The sequence below is a fragment of the Pseudomonas sp. GW822-FHT02G04 genome (assembly GCF_058802085.1).
This window is the reverse complement of the sequence record NZ_JBXANU010000019.1, coordinates 81,259-106,924: the sequence shown is the minus strand read 5'-3', so window position 1 is coordinate 106,924 and position 25,666 is coordinate 81,259. Positions and strand designations below refer to the sequence as shown.

General features: G+C 60.6%; 25 protein-coding genes and 2 pseudogenes. 14 read left to right on the top strand and 13 right to left on the bottom strand.

Annotated features, from left to right (window positions below):
- The 5 genes from AC1RO5_RS21745 (at position 1) to AC1RO5_RS21725 (ending at position 5,386) form a co-directional block, all read left to right on the top strand.
- Entirely contained in the window at positions 1-933 is a 933-nt protein-coding gene (locus tag AC1RO5_RS21745) for an ABC transporter substrate-binding protein (RefSeq protein WP_493177563.1), read from the top strand.
- Positions 930-2,831, top strand: a complete 1,902-nt coding sequence (locus AC1RO5_RS21740) for an ATP-binding protein (protein ID WP_493177562.1) — start codon at positions 930-932, stop codon at positions 2,829-2,831. The genes AC1RO5_RS21745 and AC1RO5_RS21740 overlap by 4 nt, the downstream gene beginning before the upstream one ends.
- Positions 2,832-3,075: 244 nt before the next feature.
- A complete protein-coding gene (gene fabA, locus AC1RO5_RS21735; RefSeq protein ID WP_007937570.1) occupies positions 3,076-3,591 on the top strand; it encodes a 3-hydroxyacyl-[acyl-carrier-protein] dehydratase FabA in 516 nt (171 codons plus the stop codon).
- Positions 3,592-3,602: 11 nt separating this feature from the next.
- The gene (gene fabB, locus AC1RO5_RS21730) at positions 3,603-4,823 is read left to right on the top strand and encodes a beta-ketoacyl-ACP synthase I (RefSeq protein WP_305483380.1); all 1,221 of its coding nucleotides are present in this window, start codon (positions 3,603-3,605) and stop codon (positions 4,821-4,823) included.
- 374 nt (positions 4,824-5,197) lie between these two features.
- A complete protein-coding gene (locus tag AC1RO5_RS21725; protein ID WP_493177561.1) occupies positions 5,198-5,386 on the top strand; it encodes a hypothetical protein in 189 nt (62 codons plus the stop codon).
- A gap of 66 nt (positions 5,387-5,452) precedes the next feature.
- Here AC1RO5_RS21725 and AC1RO5_RS21720 read toward each other — a convergent pair whose 3' ends face one another.
- The 8 genes and pseudogenes from AC1RO5_RS21720 to AC1RO5_RS21685 form a co-directional block, all read right to left on the bottom strand.
- A complete protein-coding gene (locus AC1RO5_RS21720; protein WP_477815485.1) occupies positions 5,453-5,995 on the bottom strand; it encodes a DUF2058 domain-containing protein in 543 nt (180 codons plus the stop codon).
- A gap of 25 nt (positions 5,996-6,020) precedes the next feature.
- On the bottom strand, positions 6,021-6,854 hold the full coding sequence (mazG, locus tag AC1RO5_RS21715; protein WP_018926289.1) for a nucleoside triphosphate pyrophosphohydrolase: 834 nt from the start codon (positions 6,852-6,854) through the stop codon (positions 6,021-6,023).
- Between the two features lie 125 nt (positions 6,855-6,979).
- Positions 6,980-9,223 carry a GTP diphosphokinase gene (gene relA / locus AC1RO5_RS21710; protein ID WP_007937564.1) on the bottom strand — a complete coding sequence of 748 codons (2,244 nt, stop codon included), beginning with the start codon at positions 9,221-9,223 and terminating at the stop codon, positions 6,980-6,982.
- A 121-nt stretch (positions 9,224-9,344) separates the two neighbouring features.
- The gene (gene rlmD / locus AC1RO5_RS21705; RefSeq protein ID WP_493177560.1) at positions 9,345-10,697 is read right to left on the bottom strand and encodes a 23S rRNA (uracil(1939)-C(5))-methyltransferase RlmD; all 1,353 of its coding nucleotides are present in this window, start codon (positions 10,695-10,697) and stop codon (positions 9,345-9,347) included.
- The gene (gene cysM / locus AC1RO5_RS21700) at positions 10,697-11,599 is read right to left on the bottom strand and encodes a cysteine synthase CysM (protein WP_018926292.1); all 903 of its coding nucleotides are present in this window, start codon (positions 11,597-11,599) and stop codon (positions 10,697-10,699) included. Before cysM ends, rlmD begins: the two co-directional genes overlap by 1 nt.
- A gap of 133 nt (positions 11,600-11,732) precedes the next feature.
- Positions 11,733-11,867: pseudogene (locus tag AC1RO5_RS21695) on the bottom strand (DUF1016 N-terminal domain-containing protein); the annotation flags it as partial.
- Positions 11,818-12,586 (bottom strand): annotated as a pseudogene (locus tag AC1RO5_RS21690) (sensor histidine kinase); the annotation flags it as partial. The pseudogenes AC1RO5_RS21690 and AC1RO5_RS21695, both read right to left, overlap by 50 nt.
- A 13-nt stretch (positions 12,587-12,599) precedes the next feature.
- On the bottom strand, positions 12,600-13,322 hold the full coding sequence (locus AC1RO5_RS21685) for a response regulator transcription factor (RefSeq protein WP_493177558.1): 723 nt from the start codon (positions 13,320-13,322) through the stop codon (positions 12,600-12,602).
- A 215-nt stretch (positions 13,323-13,537) separates the two neighbouring features.
- On the opposite strand from AC1RO5_RS21685, the gene AC1RO5_RS21680 reads away from it, so the two are divergent.
- Positions 13,538-16,288 (top strand): response regulator, encoded by a 2,751-nt coding sequence (locus AC1RO5_RS21680; protein ID WP_493177557.1) that lies wholly within the window; start codon positions 13,538-13,540, stop codon positions 16,286-16,288.
- A gap of 63 nt (positions 16,289-16,351) precedes the next feature.
- Entirely contained in the window at positions 16,352-17,341 is a 990-nt protein-coding gene (locus AC1RO5_RS21675; RefSeq protein ID WP_493177555.1) for a 2-hydroxyacid dehydrogenase, read from the top strand.
- Between the two features lie 5 nt (positions 17,342-17,346).
- Here the strand turns inward: AC1RO5_RS21675 and AC1RO5_RS21670 are convergent, their stop codons facing one another.
- Positions 17,347-17,742, bottom strand: a complete 396-nt coding sequence (locus AC1RO5_RS21670) for a hypothetical protein (protein ID WP_493177554.1) — start codon at positions 17,740-17,742, stop codon at positions 17,347-17,349.
- A 134-nt stretch (positions 17,743-17,876) separates the two neighbouring features.
- Between AC1RO5_RS21670 and AC1RO5_RS21665 the strand changes: the two genes are divergently transcribed.
- Positions 17,877-18,311, top strand: coding sequence for a hypothetical protein (locus tag AC1RO5_RS21665; protein ID WP_493177552.1), 435 nt, complete (start codon positions 17,877-17,879; stop codon positions 18,309-18,311).
- Positions 18,311-18,715, top strand: a complete 405-nt coding sequence (locus AC1RO5_RS21660; protein ID WP_007937547.1) for an META domain-containing protein — start codon at positions 18,311-18,313, stop codon at positions 18,713-18,715. The genes AC1RO5_RS21665 and AC1RO5_RS21660 overlap by 1 nt, the downstream gene beginning before the upstream one ends.
- 149 nt (positions 18,716-18,864) lie before the next feature.
- On the opposite strand, the gene AC1RO5_RS21655 is transcribed toward AC1RO5_RS21660, so the two are convergent.
- Positions 18,865-19,332: a TlpA family protein disulfide reductase gene (locus AC1RO5_RS21655; RefSeq protein ID WP_493177551.1), complete on the bottom strand. Its 468-nt coding sequence runs from the start codon at positions 19,330-19,332 to the stop codon at positions 18,865-18,867.
- 114 nt (positions 19,333-19,446) lie between these two features.
- On the opposite strand from AC1RO5_RS21655, the gene arsC reads away from it, so the two are divergent.
- From arsC to AC1RO5_RS21640, 3 genes are read left to right on the top strand one after another with little or no spacing between them, the layout of a single operon-like run.
- The gene (arsC, locus tag AC1RO5_RS21650; RefSeq protein WP_493177550.1) at positions 19,447-19,800 is read left to right on the top strand and encodes an arsenate reductase (glutaredoxin); all 354 of its coding nucleotides are present in this window, start codon (positions 19,447-19,449) and stop codon (positions 19,798-19,800) included.
- Positions 19,797-20,402 carry an NAD(P)H:quinone oxidoreductase gene (wrbA, locus tag AC1RO5_RS21645; RefSeq protein ID WP_493177549.1) on the top strand — a complete coding sequence of 202 codons (606 nt, stop codon included), beginning with the start codon at positions 19,797-19,799 and terminating at the stop codon, positions 20,400-20,402. Before arsC ends, wrbA begins: the two co-directional genes overlap by 4 nt.
- A complete protein-coding gene (locus AC1RO5_RS21640; protein ID WP_493177547.1) occupies positions 20,395-20,820 on the top strand; it encodes a DUF2069 domain-containing protein in 426 nt (141 codons plus the stop codon). Before wrbA ends, AC1RO5_RS21640 begins: the two co-directional genes overlap by 8 nt.
- Positions 20,821-20,943: 123 nt before the next feature.
- On the opposite strand, the gene AC1RO5_RS21635 is transcribed toward AC1RO5_RS21640, so the two are convergent.
- Complete coding sequence (locus AC1RO5_RS21635) at positions 20,944-21,618, bottom strand: DNA-3-methyladenine glycosylase I (RefSeq protein WP_493177546.1); 675 nt, start codon at positions 21,616-21,618, stop codon at positions 20,944-20,946.
- Positions 21,619-21,789: 171 nt separating this feature from the next.
- On the bottom strand, positions 21,790-22,614 hold the full coding sequence (gene ttcA / locus AC1RO5_RS21630) for a tRNA 2-thiocytidine(32) synthetase TtcA (RefSeq protein WP_007937538.1): 825 nt from the start codon (positions 22,612-22,614) through the stop codon (positions 21,790-21,792).
- Positions 22,615-23,045: 431 nt separating this feature from the next.
- Here ttcA and AC1RO5_RS21625 point away from each other — a divergent pair, with 431 nt between their 5' ends.
- Positions 23,046-23,648, top strand: a complete 603-nt coding sequence (locus AC1RO5_RS21625) for a Yip1 family protein (RefSeq protein ID WP_019581231.1) — start codon at positions 23,046-23,048, stop codon at positions 23,646-23,648.
- Positions 23,649-23,790: 142 nt separating this feature from the next.
- The gene (locus AC1RO5_RS21620) at positions 23,791-24,285 is read left to right on the top strand and encodes a SprT family zinc-dependent metalloprotease (protein ID WP_007937535.1); all 495 of its coding nucleotides are present in this window, start codon (positions 23,791-23,793) and stop codon (positions 24,283-24,285) included.
- Positions 24,286-24,428: 143 nt separating this feature from the next.
- Here AC1RO5_RS21620 and AC1RO5_RS21615 read toward each other — a convergent pair whose 3' ends face one another.
- Entirely contained in the window at positions 24,429-25,610 is a 1,182-nt protein-coding gene (locus AC1RO5_RS21615; protein WP_493177544.1) for a CaiB/BaiF CoA transferase family protein, read from the bottom strand.
- Positions 25,611-25,666: the final 56 nt, after the last annotated feature.

The following is a 25,666-nucleotide window of genomic DNA, read 5'->3' as shown; positions in this document are numbered from 1 at the left end:
ATGCAGTATTGCCCGTCACGGAAGACGCCAACCCTTGGCCGCCTGCTGGCCGGATTGTGCCTGGTGTTTGCCGGGCTGCTGTGCAATCTGCCGGCCCGGGCCGCCGACATTCTGCTGACCGGCGCCGAAGACAGCCCAGGCGTGCAGTCTTTCGTCCAGGCCCTGAGCGAGTTGCGCCCCACCGACAGCGTGCGTTTCCAACCGGTCGCCAGCCTGCCGGCGCCAAATCAACTGCCCACCGGCACCCGCCTGATTCTGCTCGACTTGCAAAGCCTCGACTGGCGCCTGCAAGACGCCCAAGGCCCGGCAACGCTGGTGCTGCGCATCAGCCGTCTGCAAGCCCACCAACGCTTCGGCGATGTTTCGCCACCGCACCTGAGCCTGCTCTGGAGCGATCCGCCGCTGGATCGACAATTGCGCCTGACCCGACTCGTCCTGCCCGAGGCCCGACGGGTCGGCGTGCTTTTCGACAGCCACAGCGAATTCCTGTTGAAGGAACTGCATCAGTCCGCCCTGCCCCTGGGCCTTGAAGTGGTCACCGAGCGTTGGGACAACACCAATGACAGCCGCCCGTTGCAGACCCTGCTGAAAAACAGCGATGTGCTGCTGGGTCTGGATGATCCTGATCTGTACAACCCCAAAACCGTGAAAAACCTGCTGCTCAGCAGCTATGCACGGCAGTTGCCGCTGATCGGTCCCAATGCCGCCTTCGTCAGGGCAGGCAGCCTCGCCAGCACCTACAGCGACCAGAACGATTGGCTGAAGATTCTCGACGAACTGCTCGACCGCCCCTCCAGCACCTGGCCGCGCACCCTTTATCCGCAGCACTTCAAGGTCTTGAGCAACCCGCAAGTAGCTCGTTCATTAAGCATTGAGCCAATGGATGAAGCCTCTGTCGCAACACAGCTGGCCGAAGGAGAACACCGCCCATGACCTTCCGTAGCGGTTGGGACATCAATACCCGTACCCAGATCATCAGCCTCGGCCCGGCGCTGCTGCTGACGTTGCTGCTGATCAGTTTCTTCACCTTCGTGCGAATCCAGGACCTGCGCCAGGAACTCAACCACACCGGTCAACTGATCGCCAACCAACTGGCGCCGGCCACCGAATACGGGGTGATCTCGGGCAATAACGATGTGCTCGAAAGTTTGCTCAAAGCCACCCTGGCCACGCCCAATGTGCGTTTTCTGGAGGTTCAGGACAGCACCGACCGGATTCTGGTGTATGTCGAACAACCGTCGGAAACCCATCACCGCTCGCACCAGGTCGAAGTGTTCCAGGCACCGGTACGGCTGCAACGTATCGCACTCAACAATGACTTCTTCCAGAACAGCCACACCGCCCCCACGAAGCCGGGCGAGGATTACCTGGGCCGGGTGATCGTCGGTCTGTCCAATGACGCCTTCAACCAGCGCCAACAGGAAATTCTGTTCAAGGCCGGGATTCTGGCCCTGTTCGCCCTGTTGTTTACCTTTCTGCTGGCTCGGCGCCTGGCCAGCAGCCTGTCGCAACCGATCCATGACATCGGCAATGCGGTCAAGGCGATCCAGGAAGGCGACTACAAAACGCCCCTGCCGATTGTCGACGACACCGAACTGGGCGCCCTGTCGCAACACATCAACAACCTTGCCCAAGGCCTTGAACAAGCCAGCCGCGAACAGCATCAGGCCATGGCGCAATTGATCCAGACCCGCGAGGAAGCGGAAAAGGCCAACAACGCCAAATCCGATTTCCTGGCCATGATGAGCCATGAACTGCGCACACCGATGAATGGCGTGCTAGGCATGTTGCAACTGCTGGAAACCACCGCGATGACCGAGGAACAGATCGAGTACGCCGCGCTGGCTTCGGAATCGACTGAACACCTGCTCAAAGTGATCAACGACATTCTCGATTTCTCGCGCATCGAGCGTTCGGAACTGGAGTTGGAGCACATTGCGTTCAACCTCGCGGACCTGATCACCAGTTGCGCCCAGTCGTTCCAGCACAGTGCAGTGCAACGCGGGCTTGACCTGCAACTGCAGATCCCCGAGGACATGCGCGCCCTGCAGGTTAAGGGCGACCCGACGCGGATCCGGCAGATACTGGTCAACCTGGTCGGCAATGCACTGAAATTCACCGAACGTGGCCGCATCACGATCGAACCACAGTGGCAGTCGCTGGATCACGAATTGCTGTGGTTCACCTGCACCGTGCGTGATAGCGGGATCGGCATCCCGGCCGAGAGCTTGGAATTGATGTTCAACGCGTTCCAGCAGGCCGACAGTTCTATTTCAAGACGTTACGGTGGCACCGGACTGGGGCTGCCGATTGCCCGCACTCTGGCAGAACGAATGGGCGGCACCTTGCGTGCTCAGAGCGAAGAAGGCGTCGGCTCGGTGTTCACCCTGGAAATTCCTTTGGCGCTGTATAAGCAGTCGTTGCCGGTGCTGACACCGCGAGTACATACCGGCAATGGCCACGGCGAAGGTCGCAATGTGTTGCTGGTGGAAGACAACCCGGTCAATCGCACCGTCGTCGAAGCAATGTTGCGCAGCCTGGGCTTTACTGTCAGCGTCGTCACCGATGGCGCACAAGCGGTGCGAAGTGCCGAGAGCCTGATTTTCGAAGCGATTCTGATGGATTGCCGACTGCCGGTCATTGACGGCTACGAGGCCACCCGACAGATTCGCCAACTGCCCGGCTGCGCTGACGTGCCGATCATTGCCCTGACGGCTAACGCCTTGCAGGGCGACCGTGAAGCCTGTTTGTCCGCGGGAATGAACGATTACCTGGCCAAGCCCTTTAAACGCACTGATCTGCAGCAAATTCTGCAGCGTTGGGTGCAGTAGTGCAGGCCTTTCGGCTATCTGCGACTGGCGTGAAAGACGAAAGTGCGGCAGTCTTAGGCACCCGAACAGGCCCCAAAAGGGGCTTGAATAATAATTTCAGTGCACAAGTGTACATTCATGTCCTTGGTGCTGTGACTTTCACTACAACGCAATAGTCTATGAGTAGGCTGCTGACTCGAGGCATGAACGCTTCGATCGGCCGGGAAGTTCGCCCCCCTGCCGCATGGACTATTGAGGAGCTCGCATGACCAAACAAAACGCCTTTACCCGGGAAGACCTGCTGCGCTGCAGTCGTGGTGAGCTGTTCGGCCCAGGTAACGCGCAACTGCCCGCCCCGAACATGCTGATGGTCGATCGCATCACCCTGATCACCGAAGAGGGTGGCAAGTACGGCAAAGGTGAATTGGTCGCCGAGCTGGATATCACTCCTGACCTGTGGTTCTTCGGCTGCCACTTCGAAGGTGATCCGGTGATGCCGGGCTGCCTGGGCCTTGACGCCATGTGGCAACTGGTCGGTTTCTTCCTCGGCTGGCAAGGTCTGCCGGGCCGCGGTCGCGCCCTGGGTTCGGGCGAAGTGAAATTCTTCGGTCAGGTACTGCCGACCGCCAAGAAAGTCACCTATAACATTCATATCAAGCGAGTCCTCAAAGGCAAGCTGAACCTGGCCATCGCCGACGGTTCCGTGACCGTTGACGGCCGCGAAATTTATACCGCCGAAGGCCTTCGGGTCGGCGTTTTCACCTCCACTGACAACTTCTAAGGGTTATCCGCATGCGCCGCGTCGTTATCACTGGTCTGGGCATCGTTTCGTGCCTGGGCAATGACAAAGAGACCGTCTCCGCTAACCTGCGTGCAAGCCGCCCTGGCATCCGGTTCAACCCGGAATATGCCGAAATGGGTCTGCGTAGCCAGGTTTCCGGCTCCATTGACCTTCCCCTCGAAGAGCTGATCGATCGCAAGATCTATCGCTTCGTCGGCCACGCGGCGGCTTACGCCTACCTGGCCATGAAAGATGCCATCGCAGACTCCGGCCTGACCGAAGAGCAAGTCTCCAACCCGCGTACTGGCCTGATCGCCGGTTCCGGTGGTGCCTCCACACTGAACCAGATGGAAGCGCTGGACATCCTGCGCGAGAAAGGCGTCAAGCGCGTCGGCCCATACCGCGTAACGCGGACCATGAGCAGCACTGTTTCCGCTTGCCTGGCCACCCCGTTCAAGATCAAGGGCCTGAACTACTCCATCGCTTCTGCCTGCGCCACCAGTGCTCACTGCATCGGTACCGCCATGGAACAGATCCAGATGGGCAAGCAGGACATCGTATTCGCCGGCGGCGGTGAAGAAGAGCACTGGAGCCAGTCGTTCCTGTTCGACGCCATGGGCGCCCTGTCCAGCCAGTACAACGAAACCCCGGAAAAAGCTTCCCGTGCCTACGACGCCAAGCGTGACGGTTTTGTCATCGCCGGCGGTGGCGGTATGGTCGTGGTCGAAGAGCTGGAACACGCTCTGGCCCGCGGCGCGAAGATCTACGCGGAAATCGTTGGCTACGGCGCGACCTCCGACGGCTACGACATGGTCGCCCCAAGCGGCGAAGGCGCCATCCGCTGCATGCAGATGGCCATGTCCACCGTTGACGCACCGATCGACTACCTGAACACCCACGGCACCTCGACTCCGGTCGGCGACGTGATGGAAATGAAAGGTGTGCGTGAAGTGTTCGGCGACAAGGCTCCGGCCATCAGCTCCACCAAGAGCCTGTCGGGTCACTCCCTGGGCGCCGCCGGCGTTCACGAAGCGATCTACTGCATGCTGATGATGGAAGGCAACTTCATGGCGGGTTCCGCCAACATCGACGAGCTGGACCCGGAAGTGGCAGACATGCCAATCCTGACCAAGACTCGCGAAGACGCCACCATCAACACCGTGATGAGCAACAGCTTCGGCTTCGGTGGCACCAACGCCACGCTGGTACTGAAGCGCTGGCAGGGTAAGTAATACCCCGCCTACGCCACACATAAAAACGCCCCGACTGGTTCGGGGCGTTTTTTTGTCTGTAAATTGGCTCCGGGAATCGCTCTTCGTAGGAGCCAGGCTTGCCGGCGAAGGCGCACTCAAGGACGCTTTCGCCGGCAAGCCTGGCTCCTACGGATGCAGGTTCAGTCCGTGATTTCTTCCTTACGAACATGAAACATTTGTCATGAAACTCAACAGCCTGCGACTGAATGTCGCGTATATCGCGGGCTGCAGCACTTTCTTCGATTTTGCAAAAGTCCGTTACCGATTTCAGCCGTTTACTTAGCCAGCTAACAAAACTTATAACAAAGGCCTGCACACGCCTTGCTGCAGATAACAGAGATTGGAGCTAGCAGATGACTGTAAAAGTAACTGAACGCGACGATTCACATATGTCCCATGAAGGCATCGCCGCCGCTATCCGCATCTGGGATGTACATCAACAAGACCTGCTGGTCGGGATGTTCCACTCCGAGACCGAAGCCCACAAATACAAGGCCGAACTGGAAACACTGGAGCAGCAACGCGAAGCGCGCTCTGCATAACCACCGCATTGAAAATAACAAACCCCGCCATGAGCGGGGTTTGTCGTTGTTGCAGCCGCTAACGGCTTACCACATCAGATCGTCAGGAATCTGATAGGCCGCGTACGGATCGTCTTCGGCGCTGACTTCTTCTGTCTTCACATTCAGCTGCACGATGCGCTGTGGATCGCGCTCCTGGATCTTCAGGGCCGCTTCACGAGGGATCACTTCGTAACCGCCGGCGTGATGCACGATCGCCAGGGAACCGCTGCTGAGCTTGTTGCGCATCAGGGTGTTGACGGAGATGCGCTTGACCTTCTTGTCGTCGACGAAGTTGTAGTAGTCCTCGGTGTTCAGCTTGGGCAGGCGCGAGACTTCAATCAATTGCTTGACCTGGGCGGCGCGGGCCTTCTGCTCGGCCTTCTCCTGCTGCTGACGGTTGAGCTCCTGGTCGCGCTTGACCTTCTCGGCCATGGCTTCCTGAGCCGCACGCTGCTGGGAGTCATCGAGTTCGATCTGGCCTTTGTGGGCCAGACGCTGTTGTTTCTGTTTTTCTTTGCCGACCTGTTTGGCCTGCTTTTGGTTGACCAGCCCTGCTTTGAGCAACTGGTCGCGAAGGGAAAGGCTCATGGTGCTTACTCACTTAGGCAACAGCTCAGCCGCAGCTGGGCAAATTCTTTTCCTGACGTTTGGCTTCGCCCCACAAGGCGTCCAACTCTTCGAGGGTGCAATCTTCTATGGGACGGTGGGTGTCGCGCAATGCCTGTTCGATAAATCGGAAGCGTCTTTCAAATTTTGTGTTCGCGCCACGCAGTGCGGTTTCCGGATCGACCTTGAGGTGACGCGCCAGATTGACTACGGAAAACAACAGGTCGCCGACTTCATCGGCAATCGCCGCCGAGTCATTGTCGGCCATGGCTTCGAGCACTTCATCGAGCTCTTCGCGAACCTTGTCGAGCACCGGCAAGGCGTCCGGCCAGTCGAAACCGACCTGCCCCGCGCGCTTCTGCAGTTTTGCCGAACGGGACAACGCCGGCAGTGCCGCGGGTACATCATCGAGCAAGGACAACTGCTCCGGCGCCGAAGACTTCTCGGCACGTTCTTCAGCCTTGATCTCTTCCCAGCGTTGCTTGACCTGCTCTTCATTCAGACGCGGGACGTCCAGCGGCGCGTACAGATCACCAGTGGGAAATACGTGAGGATGACGGCGGATCAACTTGCGCGTGATGCTGTCGACCACGCCAGCGAATTCGAAGCGCCCTTCTTCCCTAGCCAGTTGGCTGTAATAAACCACCTGGAACAACAAGTCGCCCAACTCACCCTGCAAGTGATCGAAATCGCCGCGCTCGATGGCGTCGGCGACTTCGTAGGCTTCTTCCAGGGTGTGCGGGACGATGGTGGCGTAGGTTTGCTTGATGTCCCACGGGCAGCCGTACTGCGGGTCGCGCAGACGGTTCATCAGGTGCAGCAGGTCTTCAAGTGAATACATCTTTTATCAATCTCTACACATCTGTAGGAGCGAGGCTTGCCCGCGAAGGCGACATACCTGACACACCGCATTCGCGGGCAAGCCTCGCTCCTACAAGTGTCACCATCAATTTCCGTGCAGGTCTCTCACGGTGTGCGGTTACGGCGGGTTTCGATGATGTTCGGCAACTGGGAGATCCGCCCCAGCAGCCGCCCCAGCGCATCCAGCCCCGGAATCTCGATGGTCAGGGACATCAACGCGGTGTTGTCCTCTTTGTTCGAGCGGGTGTTGACCGCCAGCACGTTGATCCGCTCGTTGAGCAGCACCTGCGACACGTCACGCAGCAGACCGGAACGGTCGTAGGCGCGAATGATGATGTCCACCGGATAGGTGAGCACCGGCACCGGGCCCCAGCTGACCTGGATGATCCGTTCCGGCTCGCGCCCGGCCAGTTGCAGCACCGAGGCGCAGTCCTGACGGTGGATGCTCACGCCCCGGCCCTGGGTGATGTAACCGACGATGGCGTCCCCCGGCAACGGCTGGCAGCAGCCGGCCATCTGGGTCATCAGGTTGCCGACGCCCTGGATCTGGATATCACCGCGCTTGCCCGGTTTGTAGCCGGTGGCTTTGCGCGGGATCAGCTCCAGCTGTTCGTTGCCGCGTTCCGGCTCGACCAGTTGCTGCGCCAGGTTCACCAGTTGCGCCAGGCGCAAATCGCCTGCGCCCAACGCGGCGAACATGTCCTCGGCAGTCTTCATGTTGGCCTTATCGGCCAGCTTGTCGAAATCCACCTGCGGCAGGCCGAGGCGATTGAGTTCGCGCTCGATCAAGGTTTTACCGGCAGCGACGTTCTGATCGCGGGCCTGCAACTTGAACCAGTGAACGATCTTCGCCCGGGCCCGCGACGTGGTGATGTAACCCAGGTTCGGGTTCAGCCAGTCGCGGCTCGGGGTGCCGTGCTTACTGGTGATGATCTCGACCTGTTCACCGGTTTGCAGGCTGTAGTTGAGCGGCACGATGCGCCCGTTGATCTTGGCGCCGCGGCAGTTGTGACCGATTTCGGTGTGCACGCGGTAAGCGAAGTCCAGCGGTGTCGCGCCCTTCGGCAAGTCGATGGCATGACCGTCGGGAGTGAAGATATAAACCCGGTCCGGCTCGATATCGACCCGCAGCTGTTCGGCAAGGCCGCCGATATCGCCCAGCTCTTCGTGCCACTCGAGCACCTGACGCAGCCAGGAGATTTTCTCTTCGTAGTGGTTCGAGCCGGACTTGACGTCGGTGCCCTTGTAACGCCAGTGCGCGCAAACACCCAGCTCGGCTTCTTCGTGCATGGCGTGGGTGCGGATCTGCACTTCCAGCACCTTGCCTTCAGGGCCGATCACCGCGGTGTGCAGCGAGCGGTAGCCGTTCTCTTTCGGGTTGGCGATGTAGTCGTCGAACTCTTTCGGGATGTGCCGCCACAGGGTGTGGACGATGCCGAGCGCGGTGTAGCAGTCGCGCATTTCCGGCACCAGCACGCGAACGGCGCGCACGTCGTAGATCTGGCTGAATTCCAGACCCTTGCGCTGCATTTTGCGCCAGATCGAATAGATGTGTTTGGCCCGGCCGCTGATGTCGGCATCGACACCGGTGGCGTGCAATTCGTTTTTGAGCTGGGTCATCACATCGCTGATGAAACGCTCGCGATCCAGCCGTCGCTCGTGGAGCAACTTGGCGATCTGCTTGTACTGGTCGGGCTCGAGGTAACGGAAGGACAAGTCCTCCAGCTCCCACTTGATATGACCGATACCGAGGCGGTGAGCCAGCGGCGCGTAGATGTCGAAGACTTCACGGGCGACGCGGTTACGCTTCTCGTCGTCGGCGGTTTTCACCGCGCGGATCGCGCAGGTGCGTTCGGCCAGTTTGATCAGCGCAACACGCACGTCGTCGACCATGGCCACGAGCATCTTGCGCAGGTTTTCCACCTGGCCCTGGGTGCCCATCACCATGGATTTACGCGGACTCAGGCTGTCGCTGATCGCCGCCATGCGTTGCACGCCGTCAATCAGTTTGGCAACCAGCGGGCCGAAGCGCTGGCTGACCGCCGGCAACTGGATCTGGCCTTCGCGCACGCCGCGGTACAAGACTGCCGCGACCAGCGAATCCTGATCGAGTTTGAGGTCGGCGAGAATCTCGGCGATCTCAAGGCCGGTGCGGAAACTCGAGGTCCCTTCGGACCACAGGTTTTTCGCCGCATTGGCTTGTTGTTCGGCCTCGCGAGCGAACTCGCAGGCTTCTTTCAAGGCTTCGCGATCCAGTGCCGTATCGATACTGACCGCGTGATCGAGCCAAGCCTCGAGATTGATACTGCCGTCAGTGTTGATCGGCTGGTGTGCTCTCACCTGTACCATCTTGCTTTACCTTCCCTACGACGCAGATTCAATGCGTCAAATCGCTGACCTTCATTGTCCGGGCGCCCCGCCGGGCTGATGCGTGGCGGCACGGACGGTCAGTCGGACCAGACGAGCCATCCTAGCTCGCTTCAAATAACGCCATGGCCTCGACATGTGCCGTTTGAGGAAACATATCGAGAATCCCGGCACGTTTTAACCGGTAGCCCTGCTTGATCAATTCGACCGTGTCGCGCGCCAGAGTTGCAGGGTTGCACGACACATAAACCAATCGTTCGGCCCCCAGGGACGCAAGCTTGCGCACCACCTCGAAAGCACCGTCGCGAGGTGGGTCCAAGAGTACCGCACAAAAGCCTTCGCTGGCCCATTCGGCATCAGCCAAAGGCTGGGATAAATCGGCCTGAAAAAATTTCGCGTTATGCAAATTATTGCTAGCGGCGTTCGCGGCGGCTCGCTCGACCATGGCCTGCACGCCTTCCACCGCCACCACTTCACGAACGGTCCTGGCCAGCGGCAAGGCAAAGTTGCCCAACCCGCAGAACAAATCCAGAACCCGCTCATCGGCTTTCGGTGCCAACCATTCCAGTGCCTGAGCGACCATCGCTTCGTTGACCCCGGCGTTGACCTGAATGAAATCTCCGGGCCGATACGCCAGGTTCAAGTCCCACTGTTCAAGGCGATAGCCCAGGGACTGATCGGCCTCGACCGGTTGCGGCTCGCCGTCGCCATGCAGCCACAACTGGGCCTGATGGAACGCGCAGAATTCCTTGAGGATCGTCATGTCGGCTTCGGACAACGGCGCCATGTGCCGCAGCAATACCGCCAATGACGAACCGCTGAACAATTCCACATGCCCCAGTGCCTGAGGTTTGCTCAAGCGCCGCAGCATGTCCGGCAAGCGGGTCATGATCGGTTGCAAGGGCTGTACCAGCACCGGGCACTCGTTGATGGCGACGATGTCCTGGCTGCCGGCGGCGCGGAAACCGACTTCGAGTTTTTTCGCCTTCATGTCCCAACGCACCGCCACCCGGGCACGACGCCGGTAGCCGAATTCCGGACCGCTCAATGGCGCAGCCCACTCTTCGGGTTCGACGCCGGCGACCCGCGACAATTGCTCGGCGAGCATGCGCTGTTTCAGGGCGAGTTGTTCGTTGTGGGGCAGATGCTGCACGCTGCAACCACCGCAGCGACCGGCATGGGCGCACTGTGCCGGGCGACGTAATTGGCTGGCCTGGAACACCCGTTCGGTACGCGCCTCGACCACTTTGCCGTGGGCACCCAAAACCCGCGCCTCGACTTCTTCACCAGCCAATGCGCCGATGACGAACCAGGTGCGACCTTCAAAAAACGCGATACCGCGACCGTCATTGGCCAGACGCTCGATGGTCAAGCGCTGCTTTTTGCCGGTCGGGACTTGCGGGGCCTTGCTGCCGCCCGTGGGCTGGAAGCGCAGGCCTCTCTCTTGCTTGGCCATCAGTTGGGCGCGTCGAAAATGCCGGTCGACAAGTAACGGTCGCCACGGTCACAGATGATCGCGACGATCACCGCGTTTTCAACTTCTTTGGATAGGCGCAGCATCGCCGCCACGGCACCGCCCGAGGACACGCCGCAGAAGATGCCTTCTTCGCGCGCCAGACGACGGGTCACGTCCTCGGCTTCGCTTTGCGCCATGTCGACGATCCGGTCCACGCGATCGGCCTGATAAATCTTCGGCAGGTATTCCTGCGGCCAACGGCGGATGCCCGGAATTGCCGAGCCTTCCATGGGCTGCAGACCGATGATCTGCACGTTCTCGTTCTGTTCTTTCAGGTAGCGCGAGACGCCCATGATGGTGCCGGTGGTGCCCATCGAGCTGACGAAATGGGTGATGGTGCCCTGGGTCTGACGCCAGATTTCCGGACCGGTGGTGGTGTAGTGCGCCTCGGGGTTGTCACCGTTGGCGAACTGATCCAGCACCTTGCCACGGCCTTCGGCCTCCATTCGCTGGGCGAGGTCGCGCGCGCCCTCCATGCCTTCTTCCTGGCTGACCAGAATCAGCTCGGCGCCATAGGCCGTCATCGCGGCTTTACGCTCGGCGCTGGAGTTGTCCGGCATGATCAGGATCATCTTGTAACCCTTGATCGCGGCGGCCATGGCCAGGGCGATCCCGGTGTTACCCGAGGTCGCTTCGATCAGCGTATCGCCGACGTGGATCTGCCCGCGCAATTCGGCGCGGGTGATCATCGACAGCGCCGGACGATCCTTGACCGAACCCGCCGGGTTGTTCCCTTCGAGCTTGAGCAAAAGAGTGTTGCTGGTGACGCCAGGCAGGCGCTGCAAACGGACCAGCGGAGTGTTGCCGACGCAATCGGCGATGGTTGGGTACTGCAAGGTCATGGCGTATTCGCAATCCGAACTGCGGGGGCGCCTATCATACCGGCAAACGTGCGCAGGCCATATCACGCAAAGTAAGGGGCTTATGGCTTATGGGAATAAGGGGCTGGATCAGTACTCTTCACCTTGCGCGACATTTACTCTGGCTGAAGATGATCAGGTTGTGCGACCAGGACAATTGTCGCACCAGTGGTGCGACTTTCTCTTCAGCACGATAAGTCTCATAGAACTGGCGCATGCGAAACAAGTTCGACCGGGTAAACCCGCACAACCTCAAGGCAACACACATCCCGTAGGAGCAAGGCTTGCCCGCGATGGCGACGACACGGTTAAAACGTCATGTGCTAACATCCGCATATTCAGCCGCAACCCAGTCTCAGTGTTCTCCGCCCAAAGCCGCCCACCCTGGCGCTGCACCGCATTCCTCGCAATGCTCAACCCCAACCCGAATCCACCCTCCCCCGGTAGCGAACCCTCGAGCCGGATGAAGGGAGTGAAGATCCGTTCAAGATCCGTGTCAGCCACCCCACCACCTTCATCCTCCAGCCACAGGTGCCAAAAGTCGCCATCGCGCCCGCCATCGAGCGTCACGACACCGCCCTTCGGTGAATGACGAATGGCATTGCGCAGAATGTTTTCCAGCGCCTGGGCCAGGGTATTGAGATGGCCGCGCACCCAGCAGGAGGCATCCACCGCACAGTGCAACTGACTCGCCGGCCAGCCACTTTCATAACAGGCGTTTTCCGTGAGCATTTCCCACAAGGCCTGGACCTGGATCGCTTCATCGGGCAACGGCGTGCGCTCGGTGTCGAGCCAGGCCAGTTGCAAGGCATCCTCGACCAGACGCAGCATGCCGTCGACTTCCCGGCCAATGCGTTCGCGCAATTGCTCCAGGTTCTGCTCGCTTTCGCAGGCCACCCGTAACCGGCTGAGTGGCGTGCGCAATTCGTGGGACAGATCGCGCAGCAGTTGCTGTTGCAGGACCACCGTGCGGCCCGGTATGTCAAACCATTTCATCGGCCGCACTCAATACATACCCCTTGCCCCAGACCGTACGCACTTCCCGCTCGGTGTAACCGATAGCCTTGAGCTTGCGGCGAATCTGGCTGATGTGCATGTCGAGGCTGCGGTCATGGGGCGCATAACCGCGCTGCAACACCTGCTGATAAAGGAACGGTTTACTCAACACTTCATCGCCGTTGCGGTTCAGCGTGTCCAGCAGGCGGTACTCGCTGCGGGTCAGGCCGGCCGCGGATTCGCCTAAAAAGACCTCGCCCAGTTCATCGTCAAAACGCAGGCTGTCCAGCGCCGGGGCAAGCGGTGCCGGAGCCGGCCGACGGTCGAACGCCACCCGCCGCAGGATCGCTTCGATGCGCACCCGTAACTCCCCCATGCTGAAAGGCTTGGGCAGATAATCGTCGGCCCCGAGGCGAAAACCACTGATGCGATCCGCCTCGGCACCCAGCGCCGACATCAGCACCACCGGTGTGGAATGGCTCTGGCGCAATTGGGTCAGCACCGCCAGGCCATCGAGCCCCGGCAACAGAATATCCATCAACACCACATCGAAGGCCTGCCGACGCGCAATCGCCAGACCTTCCTGCCCGTTCTGGCACCAGGTCACCTGAAAACCGCAGCGCCCCAGATGCTCATGAACATAAGCACCGAGCACCGGATCGTCTTCGATAGAGAGGATGCGAGGATGGCCAACAGCGATGGGAGTCATGAGTATCTGCAAATAATTCTCAATTGCTGATTATTCAAGATTGCCTCGCCAGGGGCAACCCAAGGTTTGTCTCCCTGGACCAAAGCATTGAACTGACCGACGAATGACGACATCAATTTTACGAAGATTGCCCGCATGCAAATCGCTACACTGCGCAGGTGGCGCGTGCCGGACGCATGTGCAGGTCAATAAACAGCTGGATGCAGGAGAGATGCGTGCTCAAGAAACTGGGAATTAAAGGCCGCGTGCTGTTACTGACCCTGTTGCCGACCACCCTGATGGCGTTGGTCCTGGGCGGCTATTTCACCTGGATGCAGCAATCGGACCTGCAAGCCCAACTCATGCAACGCGGCGAAATGATCGCCGAACAGCTGGCACCGTTGGTGGCCCCGGCCATGAGTCACAAAGACAACGAGCTTCTGGAGCGCATCGCCACCCAGTCCCTGGAGCAGACCGACGTGCGCGCGGTGACCTTCCTCGCCCCCGACCGCACGCCGCTGGCCCATGCCGGCCCGACCATGCTCAATCAGGCGCCCTTGGGCAACGGTTCACAGTTGCTGCGCCGCAGTGGCAATGACGCCACGCGTTACCTGCTGCCGGTGTTCGGCAAACACCGCAACCTGGCCGGCGACCTGATCCCCGATGAAGCCGACCGCTTGCTGGGCTGGGTCGAACTCGAACTGTCCCATAACGGCATGCTGCTGCGCGGTTACCGCAGCCTGTTCGCCAGCCTGCTGCTGATCGGCGGAGGCCTGGCCGGTGCGGCGCTGCTGGCGTTGCGCATGGGCCGGACCATCAACCGGCCATTGAGCCAGATCAAACAAGCCGTGGCGCAACTCAAGGACGGTCATCTGGAAACCCGCCTGCCACCCCTCGGCAGCCAGGAACTGGATGAATTGGCGTCCGGCATCAACCGCATGGCCGGGACCCTGCAGAACGCTCAGGAAGAATTGCAAAACAGCGTCGACCAGGCCACCGAAGACGTTCGTCAGAATCTGGAAACCATCGAAATCCAGAACATCGAGCTGGACCTGGCGCGCAAGGAAGCCCTGGAGGCGAGCCGGATCAAATCCGAGTTCCTGGCCAACATGAGTCATGAAATCCGCACCCCGCTCAACGGCATTCTCGGCTTCACGCATCTGCTGCAAAAAAGCGAACTGACGCCGCGCCAGCTCGATTACCTGGGCACCATCGAAAAGTCCGACGACAGCCTGTTGGGGATCATCAACGAGATTCTCGATTTCTCGAAAATCGAGGCCGGCAAACTGGTGCTCGACCATATTCCGTTCAACCTGCGCGACCTGCTGCAAGACACCTTGAACATTCTCGCCCCGGCCGCCCATGCCAAAGAGCTTGAGCTGGTGAGCCTGGTTTATCGCGATACGCCACTGTCGCTGGTGGGCGATCCGCTGCGACTCAAGCAGATCCTCACCAACCTTGTGAGCAATGCGATCAAGTTCACCCGCGAAGGCACCATCGTCGCCCGGGCGATGCTCGAAGAAGAGCATGAAGACAGTGTGCAACTGCGCATCAGCATTCAGGACACCGGCATCGGCTTGTCGAATCAGGACGTGCGCGCCTTGTTCCAGGCCTTCAGCCAGGCCGATAACTCGTTGTCCCGACAACCCGGCGGCACCGGCCTCGGGCTGGTGATTTCCAAACGGTTGATCGAACAAATGGGCGGCGAGATCGGCGTCGACAGCACGCCGGGCGAAGGCTCGGAATTCTGGATCAGCCTGAGCCTGCCCAAAACCCGCGACGACGCCGAAGACCTGCCCGGTCCACCGCTGCTCGGGCAGCGGGTGGCCGTCCTGGAAAACCACGAACTGGCCCGTCAGGCATTGCAGCATCAACTGGAAGACTGCGGCCTGGCCGTCACGCCGTTCAATACCCTGGAAAGCCTGGCTAATGGCGTGACCGGCGCCCACCAGACCGATCAGGCAATCGGCCTGGCGGTGCTCGGCATCACCAGCAACGACATGCCGCCGGAGCGCCTCAACCAGCACATCTGGGACCTTGAACACCTGGGCTGCCGAGTGCTGGTGCTGTGCCCGACCACCGAACTGACGCTGTTCCATCTCTCGGTGCCCAACCCCCACAGCCAGCTCCAGTCCAAACCGGCCTGCACCCGCAAGCTGCGTCGGGCCCTGTCTGATCTGGTCAACCCGCGCCAGCAGCGCAGCGACCCTGCCGAACCGGTTTCCAGCCGTGCGCCGAAGGTCCTTTGCGTGGACGACAACCCGGCCAACCTGCTGCTGGTGCAAACCCTGCTCGAAGACATGGGCGCCAAGGTGCTCGCGGTAGAAAGCGGTTACGCCGCGGTCAAGGCCGTGCAGAACGAGACGTTCGACCTGGTGCTGATGGACGTGCAAATGCCCGGCATGGATGGGCGCCAAAGCACCGAAGCCATTCGCCAATGGGAAAGCGAGCGGCATTGCACGCCACTGCCGGTCGTCGCCCTCACCGCCCACGCGATGGCCAACGAGAAACGCGCATTGCTGCAAAGCGGCATGGACGACTACCTGACCAAACCCATCAGCGAACGGCAACTGGCACAAGTGGTGTTGAAATGGACGGGCCTGGCGCTGCGCAATCAGGGTCCGGAGCGCAACAGCGACAGCCACAGCGCTCATGAACTGCAGGTGCTCGATCACGAAGAAGGCCTGCGCCTGGCGGCCGGCAAGGCCGATCTGGCGGCGGACATGCTGGCAATGCTGCTGGCCTCCCTGGAAGCCGACCGCGAGGCTATCCGCGTGGCCCGTGAAGCCAACGATCAGAATGCCCTGATCGAGCGGGTCCATCGCCTGCACGGGGCAACCCGTTATTGCGGCGTCCCGCAACTGCGCGCTGCCTGCCAGCGTAGTGAAACCCTGCTCAAGCAACAGGACCCGAAAGCCCCGGGCGCGCTGGAAGAACTCGAACGCGCCATCAATCGCCTGGCGGCCCATGCGCGCATCAATGCCTGATGCAGCGCAATAACGCAGGAGGCGTTGAGGGTTAAGGTAGGGTGAGACTTCCAGGAGGACAGCATGCGCACGATTCTTTTCAGCAGCCAGACCTACGACCGCGACAGTTTTCTCGCCGCCGACCTGTCCGTCGGCATCGAACTGCATTTCCAGCCGGCGCGACTGAGCCTCGACACGGCGACGCTGGCCGAGCATCACGAGGTGGTCTGCGCCTTCATCAACGATGACCTCAGCGCCCCGGTGCTTGAACGCCTGTCAGCAGGCGGCACACGCCTGATCGCCCTGCGCTCGGCCGGTTACAACCATGTTGACCTCGCGGCGGCGAAGCGCCTGGGGCTGACGGTTGTGCGAGTCCCGGCCTACTCGCCCCACGCCGTGGCCGAACATGCGGTGGCGTTGATCCTGGCGCTCGACCGCCGTCTGCACCGCGCCTACAACCGTACCCGCGAGGGCGATTTCAGCCTGCACGGGTTGACCGGTTTCGACCTGGTGAACAAGACCGTCGGCGTGGTCGGCACCGGGCAGATCGGCGCGATCTTCGCGAAAATCATGCACGGCTTCGGCTGCCAATTGCTGGCCTATGATCCCTATCCGAACCCGCAGGTCGAAGCGCTCGGCGCACGCTATCTGAGCTTGCCGCAACTGCTGGCCGAGTCGCAGATCATCAGCCTGCATTGCCCGCTCAACGAGCAGAGCAAACATTTGATCAACCGCGAGTCACTGGCGCACATGCGGCCCGGCGCGATGTTGATCAACACCGGGCGCGGCGGTCTGGTGGATACACCGGCGCTGATCGACGCATTGAAAAACGGCCAATTGGGGTATCTGGGGCTGGATGTCTATGAAGAGGAGGCGCAGTTGTTCTTCGAGGACCGCTCCGACCTGCCACTGCAAGACGATGTGCTGGCGCGCCTGCTGACCTTTCCGAACGTGATCATCACCGCACACCAGGCCTTCCTGACCCGCGAAGCCCTGGGCGCGATTGCCGCGACCACGTTGCAGAACATCGCGGCCTGGGCGGCCGGTTCGCCACACAATCAGGTCGAGGGCTGAACAGCTCAGGCCTTGGACAAAAGGATCATCAGCGCCAGCCAGCCGAAACCGATCAAGCGCTGCCCCAGTGAATGCCCGCGACGCAGCAGGAACCAGACAAAAAACGGCGGCAGAAAGAAAATCATCAGTTTCAGCCAGAGTTCCACCGGACGCGGCCCATTGAGCACCGGTGCCGGGACCTCGGCCTGGCCTTCGGTTTTTCGTTTACGCCCGAACGCAGCCGGGGTCACCCGAGGCACACTCTCATTGCTCGGCAAACGCCCGAAAGAAAGCGGTGCTTCCACAGGCGCTGCCGTCGAAGTGGCCGCGTGCACCGTTGCCGCAGGCGCACCGCAATGAATGCAAGCAGGCGCCGTGGAGCTGATGCGTTGCTTGCACTCGTAACATTCGATCAACGCCATTTCTGTTCCTTAGAGATGCAAAAGTGGCAGTTTGCCATGGATTAACAGGCAATTTGAACCAGATCGAAGGTCACATGCCCGCGCCATGCTGCGTTGATGCCCGTGCTAGCATATCGCGCATATTTGGAGGACCCATGGTCGAACACGATTTCCGCTACAGCCTGATGAACCCGCAACACACCCTCACCGAATGCCGCGCCCTGGTGCCGGGGCGTTATCAAGTCACCGGCAACGGCGGCTCGATTCGTAATAACGACCTGCTGGTAGTGACCCTCAAGGGCAGCAAGGACTTGTCCATGCGCCTGACCGTCGAAACGGTTCGCCACTTGATCAACCCACCGGGCCAATGGGTCGCGGTGGCCAGTGGTCCGGTGTTCGGCGAACTGGCGATCCATACCTGGAACGTCAACTGCGACAGCTGCGCCAAAGAGCTGAGCTTCGAGTTCGCGGTCGACGCCAAGTTGGGCAACAAGGCTGAAAAACCGGCCGCCACCGCACGGATTGCCGAACTGGGCTGGACCGCAGCCGGCGAAAAACACCTGTGCCCGAAGTGCCAGGAGCCTGCGTGATGAAACGCCTTGCTCTGACCACGATGGTCGGTGCCAGCCTGCTGGGCTGCGCCGCCGAGCCGGTAAAGTTGCAACAGAACCGCAGTTACATTCTGGAGTGGATCGGCGAACGTCCGCTGATGGACTACAGCCACCTGACCATCACCCTCGGTGACGACGGTCGGGCCTACGGTAACGGCGGCTGCAACCACTGGTTCGCGCCGTATTCCCTGGAAGGTGAAAAGCTCAGCTTCGGCAAGATCGGCAGCACCCGCAAACTCTGCGCGCCGGCATTGATGGAGCAGGAAAAACGCTTCCTGCAGGCGCTGGAAAACGTTCAGCGCTGGGACGTCTCACCGATCGACCAGATGCGCTTCTGGCCGGCCGAAGGCAAGCCATTGCGTTGGTGGCTTGAAGAGGGTTGATGCCCCTCAGTTGAGCGATCGTTCCCACGCTCTGCGTGGGAATGCATCAAGTGACGCTCTGCGTCACAGGGACGCGGAGCGTCCCCGGCGGCGTTCCCACGCAGAGCGTGGGAACGATCAAAGCTCCCTCGCCACAGGTCGGTGTTCGGTCAGTTGGTTGCCTGCAACGCCTCAAGCTTCGCCATCACCCCCGCCGCCGTCTGCTCGCCCATCAACTGTTCCCGCACTTTGCCCTTGTTGTCGATGATGTAAGTCACCGGCAGCGCTTCACTGCGTGGCAATTCGAAAAGGTCGGCCGGGTCCTGGGCCAATACAGTGAACTTGATCCCCAGTTTCTCGCTGGCGCTTTTCAGCTCTTCGCCCTGCACATTGTCGAAGTTGACCCCAAACACACCGATCTTCTTGCCCTTGAGCTGCTCGGCCAGAACGTTCAGCTCCGGGATCTCGGTACGGCACGGGCCGCACCATTCGGCCCAGTAATTGAGCACCAGCCATTGTTTGTCCAGACGTTCGGCGGCGATCTTGTGACCATTCTGGTCGATGCCATAGTCGTTGCCGCAGCCCCCCAGCAATAACGCCCCCATGATCGCCAATGCCGCTGCCAGTCGCCTTGTCATGTCTCAATCCTTGTCAAAAATAGAATGCACCTGCGACCCATCGCCTCCCAAGGTTCTGGATTACGCGCCGCACAGTTAGAATAGCCGCCACTTTACGCAAGAAGCGACCCGCACATGACCGATCTGACGCTTTATCACAACCCGCGCTGCTCGAAATCCCGCGGTGCGCTCGAACTCATCGAAGCCCGTGGCCTGACGCCAACGGTCGTCCGCTACCTGGAAACACCGCTGGACGCCGTGCAAATCCAGAGCCTGCTGAGCAAACTCGGCATCAGCGCCCGGCAATTGCTGCGCACCGGCGAGGACGAGTACAAAACCCTCAACCTGGCCGATAGCAGTTTGAGCGAGGCGCAATTGATCGCCACCATCGCCGCACACCCGAAACTCATGGAGCGGCCGATTCTCGAAGTCGGTGACAAAGCCATCATCGGTCGTCCGCCGGAGAATGTGCTGGAGTTGTTGCCGTGAGCGCGCCATACATTCTGGTGCTGTATTACAGCCGCAGCGGCTCGACCAATGAAATGGCCCGGCAGATTGCCCGTGGCGTCGAGCAGGCCGGCCTTGAAGCCCGGTTGCGCACGGTGCCGGCGATCTCCACCGAATGCGAAGCCGTGGCACCGGACATTCCTGAGGAAGGCGCGCTGTACGCCAGCCTCGACGACTTGAAGAACTGCGCCGGCCTGGCCCTGGGCAGCCCGACCCGCTTCGGCAACATGGCCGCGCCGCTCAAGTACTTCCTCGACGGTACCAGCAACCTGTGGCTGACCGGCGCCCTGGTGGGCAAACCGGCCGGGGTCTTCACCTCGACCGCCAGCCTGCACGGCGGCCAGGAAACCACGCTGCTGTCGATGATGCTGCCGTTGCTGCACCACGGCATGTTGATTACCGGCCTGCCTTACAGCGAATCGGCGCTGCTGGAAACCCGTGGCGGCGGCACGCCATACGGCGCCAGCCATCACGCCGGCGCCGATGGTAAAAGCGGTTTGAACGAACATGAAGTCGCACTGTGCCGGGCCTTGGGCCTGCGCCTGGCGAAGACCGCGCAGAAACTGGAGAGCCATCGTGGCTAAGAAGCCTAAGGTTTTGCCTGCCATCGAATGGCTCGAACCGCGCGTACGGGCGATGCGCGTCATCAGCCTGCTGTGCTTTTTCGGCCTGGCGGGGCTGCTTTGCGTCTACTACCTGGTGTTCGCCGACCTGCATGGCGCGCGGCCGTGGGTGATTCTGCTGATCGAACTGGTGCCGCTGCTGTTGCTGGCGCCGGGGATGATCGTCGGCAGCGCCCGTGGGCATTCGTGGATGTGTTTTGTGGTGAATCTGTATTTCATCAAGGGCGCATTGGCCGCCTATGACCCGAACCGGCAGCTGTTCGGTTTACTGGAGATGGGCGCGAGCCTGGCGGTGTTCTGCTCGGCGTTGCTGTATGTGCGGTGGCGGTATCAGTTGAACCGCAAGTTGGCGGGAGAAGGCGAGATTTCCCCCGCCTGATAGCCCCGCAGTGATCGTTCCTACGCTCTGCGTGGGAATGCCGCCCGGGACGCTCCGCGTCCCTGTGACGCGGAGCGTCACTTTATGCATTCCCCACGCGGAGCGTGGGAACGATCATCTTCGTCAGTGATTGACTGTGTAGGCCAGCATCATCGAAATCTGGCTCATCGGCCGTCCACCGCTCTCTTCATGCCACTGGTTGAACGCACTCTGCACCGTGGCCAGGTCGCGCAAACTGCTCGGGACCTTGTCGATGATCTGCTGTGCATTCAGCGCCGCCACCACGTCGTAGCTCGGCACGAAAGTGTCCTTGCCGACCATCCGCAAGAATCGCGGTGCCGATAACCCGCCCAACTGATGACCGTGTTTTTTCAGGTAGGTCCACAAACCGACGATGTCGGTCACCGGCCAGTCGGCGAGCAACGCGCCAAAGCTGCCCTTCTCATGGGCCACGTCCAGAATGAACTGTGCATTGCGCGGCACGCTCTTGAGCTTGCCCAGGTGGCGGATGATTCGCGCGTCCTGCATCAAGCGCTCCAGATGTTCGGCGCTCATCAGCACGACTTTTTCCGGGTCGAACTTGAAGAACACTTCTTCGAACGCCGGCCACTTGGCATCCACCAGGCTGTGCTTGAGCCCGGCACGGAACACCCGCAACGCCATGGTCGAGAGGTAGCGGTCGTCGCTGATGTTGCGCAATTGCGCCGGGGTCTTGGGAACCGGCAGATGGGCTTCCAGTTCAGCCGCCGAACCGAAGCGGTTCAGACAGTATTCGTGCAGCCACTTGTAATCGCGCATGCCCTCTCCTATGGGATGAAACGGATCTATGGGAGCCCCGTGGTGAGGGGGCTTGCCCCCGTTTGAGTGCGTAGCACTCACAAAATCTTTGGTGCATCCGCAATTTGGGCCGCTTCGCAGCCTAACGGGGGGGCAAGCCCCCTCACCACAGGCTCGCCCCCACAATTTTGTTCAGAGGTTCACTACGTTGACGAACCGCGAAGCGGCGCTTTCGTCGATACGCAGGTTGGTGAAGTCGAACAGGTTGCGGTCCGCCAGTTGCGACGGGATCACGTTCTGCAGGCTGCGGAAAATGCTCTCGGTACGGCCCGGGGTCTTGCGCTCCCACTCCTGCAGCATCTCTTTAACCACCTGGCGTTGCAGGTTTTCCTGGGAGCCGCAGAGGTTGCACGGGATGATCGGGAATTGCTTGAGGTCCGAGTAGGCCTGAATGTCTTTTTCGTTGCAGTAAGCCAGCGGGCGAATCACCACGTTGCGCCCGTCGTCGGCGCGCAGCTTTGGCGGCATGGCCTTGAGCGAACCGTTGAAGAACATGTTCAGGAAGAACGTCTCGACGATGTCGTCACGGTGGTGACCGAGGGCCATTTTGGTCGCGCCGATTTCATCGGCAAAGGTGTAGAGCGTGCCGCGACGCAGGCGCGAGCACAGCGAGCAAGTGGTCTTGCCTTCCGGGATCAGCTCCTTGACCACCGAGTAGGTGTCTTTCTCGACGATGTGGTACTCGATGCCCAGCTCTTTGAGGTAAGCCGGCAGCACGTGCTCGGGGAAGCCCGGCTGCTTCTGGTCCATGTTCACGGCGACGATCTCGAACTTGATCGGGGCGACTTTCTGCAAATGCATCAGCACATCGAGCATGGTGTAGCTGTCCTTGCCACCGGACAGGCAGACCATGACCTTGTCGCCGTCTTCAATCATGTTGAAATCGGCAACAGCCTCACCGGCCTGGCGGCGAAGGCGCTTTTGCAGTTTGTTCTGGTTGACCGTAAGAGTGCCCATGACGCGAAATCCGTGAGGTGTGACGAAAGGCCGGCATTTTACGCAAAAACCCTGGCGGGGCGAAGCCTGCACTTATATGACTTGAGCATACCCCTGTGGCGAGGGAGCTTGCTCCCGCTGGGGCGCGAAGCGGCCCTTAAACCATCCGACGCGGTGCGTCAGGCAATCCCTGCCGGCTGATTAGCGACTGCTGCGCAGCCGAGCGGGAGCAAGCTCCCTCGCCACAGGGGGTCAACAGGCACAGACCCGGCGGCGATTAACAGGTTTGTTTACAGCGCGATTTGCTCTAAAGCCCTCGCACTATTGCAAGTAACTCCTTTCTATACTGCGACATAAGGTCGCACGCGTATTCAGACCTGTTCTTACTTGGCCACTTTGGCCCGTAAGCGCTCCGCTGGGGGGCGATGGCAACAACAAGAGGAGTGACTGGCATGATCCATCACGTAGTGGGGCTCTTCACCCACCCTGACCAGGAATGGAAAGAAATCCGTGGCGACGAGGAAGAAAGCATCAGCCACATGTACCTGACGCACACCTTGATTCTTGCGGCAATCCCCGCCATATCGGCGTTTATCGGCACCACACAAGTCGGCTGGGTCATCGGCAATCGAGCACCGGTGATGCTGACCATGGAAAGCGCGCTATGGATGACCATCATGTCGTACCTGGCGATGCTTGGCGGTGTCGCAGTGATGGGCGCGTTCATCCACTGGATGGCCCGCACCTATGACGCCAACCCGAGCCTGGCTCGCTGTATCGCGTTCGCCACGTACACCGCGACCCCATTGTTCATCGGCGGCCTGGCGGCGCTGTACCCGCACTTGTGGCTGGGGATGATCGTCGGCACCGCGGCTGTCTGTTACACGGTGTACCTGCTGTATGTGGGGCTACCAACGTTCATGAACATTCCATCGGACGAGGGCTTCCTGTTCTCGAGCTCGGTGCTCGCCGTAGGACTGGTGGTGCTGGTGGCCATCATGGCGTTTACCGTGATTGTCTGGGGCCTGGGCGTGGGCCCCGTCTATACCAACTGACAACCCCACATAAATACACGTTCCGCCACTACAGGCCGCCGCAAGGCGGCCTTCTAATGCCGGCAACGACCATTCGGCACCTGAACGATTCGCAAGCCCTCGGGGTTGCGGCATACTCGACATCCTTGGAGATCCATCAAGCATGCCCGAGCAACTCAATACCCGCGTCGAAGACTGTTTCCTGCAAGCCGAATCCTTTTTCAAACGACCTTTCAAACGCCCCGTGGTGAGCCTCAAGCTGCGCGGGCAAAAAGCCGGTGTCGCGCATTTGCACGAGAACCTGCTGCGCTTCAACCCGCAGCTGTACCGGGAAAACACCGAAGATTTCCTCAAGCAGACCGTGGCGCATGAAGTCGCGCACCTGATCGCCCATCAACTGTTCGGCGACCGCATCCAGCCCCATGGCGAAGAGTGGCAACTGATCATGCGCGGCGTCTACGAACTGCCGCCCAATCGCTGCCACACCTATGACGTCAAACGCCGCAGCGTGACCCGCTACATCTACAAATGCCCGTGCGCCGATAGCGATTTCCCGTTTTCGGCCCAGCGTCATAGCCTGGTGCGCCAGGGGCGGCGGTATTTGTGCCGGCGCTGCCGCAGTACGTTGGTGTTCAGTGGGGAGATGCGGGTCGAATGACCCCATGATCGTTCCCACGCTCCGCGTGGGAATGCATCCTGTGACGCTCTGCGTCACCGTGGACGCGGAGCGTCCATTGCGGCATTCCCACGCGGAGCGTGGGAACGATCAATCAATAAGTTGAGTTTCGGCCGGGACAGACGCTAGATAACTACCTTGGCCCGCCGCAACGCTTCAATCCGCTCAACACTAAACCCCAGTTCACCCAACACCTCATCCGTATGCTGCCCCAGCCGGGCGCCAATATGCCGCGGCTCAGGCAACCCCGCTGAAAACTTCAACGGGCAGGCCATCTGCGCCTGGGTCGAGCCATCGTCCCGCGGCACCTCAGCCACCAATTCCCGCGCCTTCAACTGCGGGTGCCCGACCGCTTCGCCCAGGCTCAACACCGGCTCGACACACGCATCGACCCCGGCAAACAGCTCACACAGCCAGGCAAAGTCGTGTTTTTCGAATTCAATGTTCAGCGCGTCCTTTAGCGCCCGTTGCCGAGCGGGGTCGGACGACAGTCCCTCGGCCGCCAGTTCCGGACGGCCCAGAACCGTGCACAGTTGCTGCATGAACCCCGGTTCCAGGCTGCCCACCGACAACCAGCGGCCATCGCGCGATCGGTAGTAATCGTAGAAGCTGCCGCCGTTGAGCATCTGGTCTTCCCTGCCCGGCTCCACGCCACAGGCCAAATACCCGGCACCGGCCATGGCGTTCAGGCTGAAGGCGCAGTCGGTCATGCTCACATCCAGATGCTGCCCCTGCCCGGTCTGCTGCCGCGCAATCACCGCTGCCAGCAGCCCGATCACCCCATGCAACGAACCGCCCGCGACATCCGCCACCTGCATGCCCAACGGCAATGGGCCGCTGTCGGCACGGCCGGTGTAGCTCGAAAGGCCCGCCAGCGCCAGGTAGTTGATGTCGTGGCCGGCGCGGTCCTTGTAAGGGCCGGTCTGGCCGTAGCCGGTGATCGACACATAAATCAACCGTGGATTGATCGACTTCAAGGCTTCATACCCCAGCCCCAGCCGCTCCATCACGCCGGGGCGAAACTGCTCCAGCACAATGTCGTATTCCTGCAGCAACAACGTGATCACCTCCAGCGCCTCGGGCTGCTTGAGGTCCAGCGCCAGGCTGCGCTTGTTGCGATTGAGGTACGCGTGGCTGGCCGACACGCCTTGATCATGGGGCGGCAGCACCCGCAGCAAATCCATGCGGGTCGGCGATTCGATGCGCAGCACCTCGGCGCCCATGTCCGCCAGCAGCAACGAGGCGAACGGCCCCGGCAACAATGTCGAGAAATCCAGAACCTTGAGTGATGCCAGTGGACCGAGCATGAGCGTTCTCCAGTGCAATCCCCCAAGCCTAGGCAGCCCGGGACATTGCAGCAATC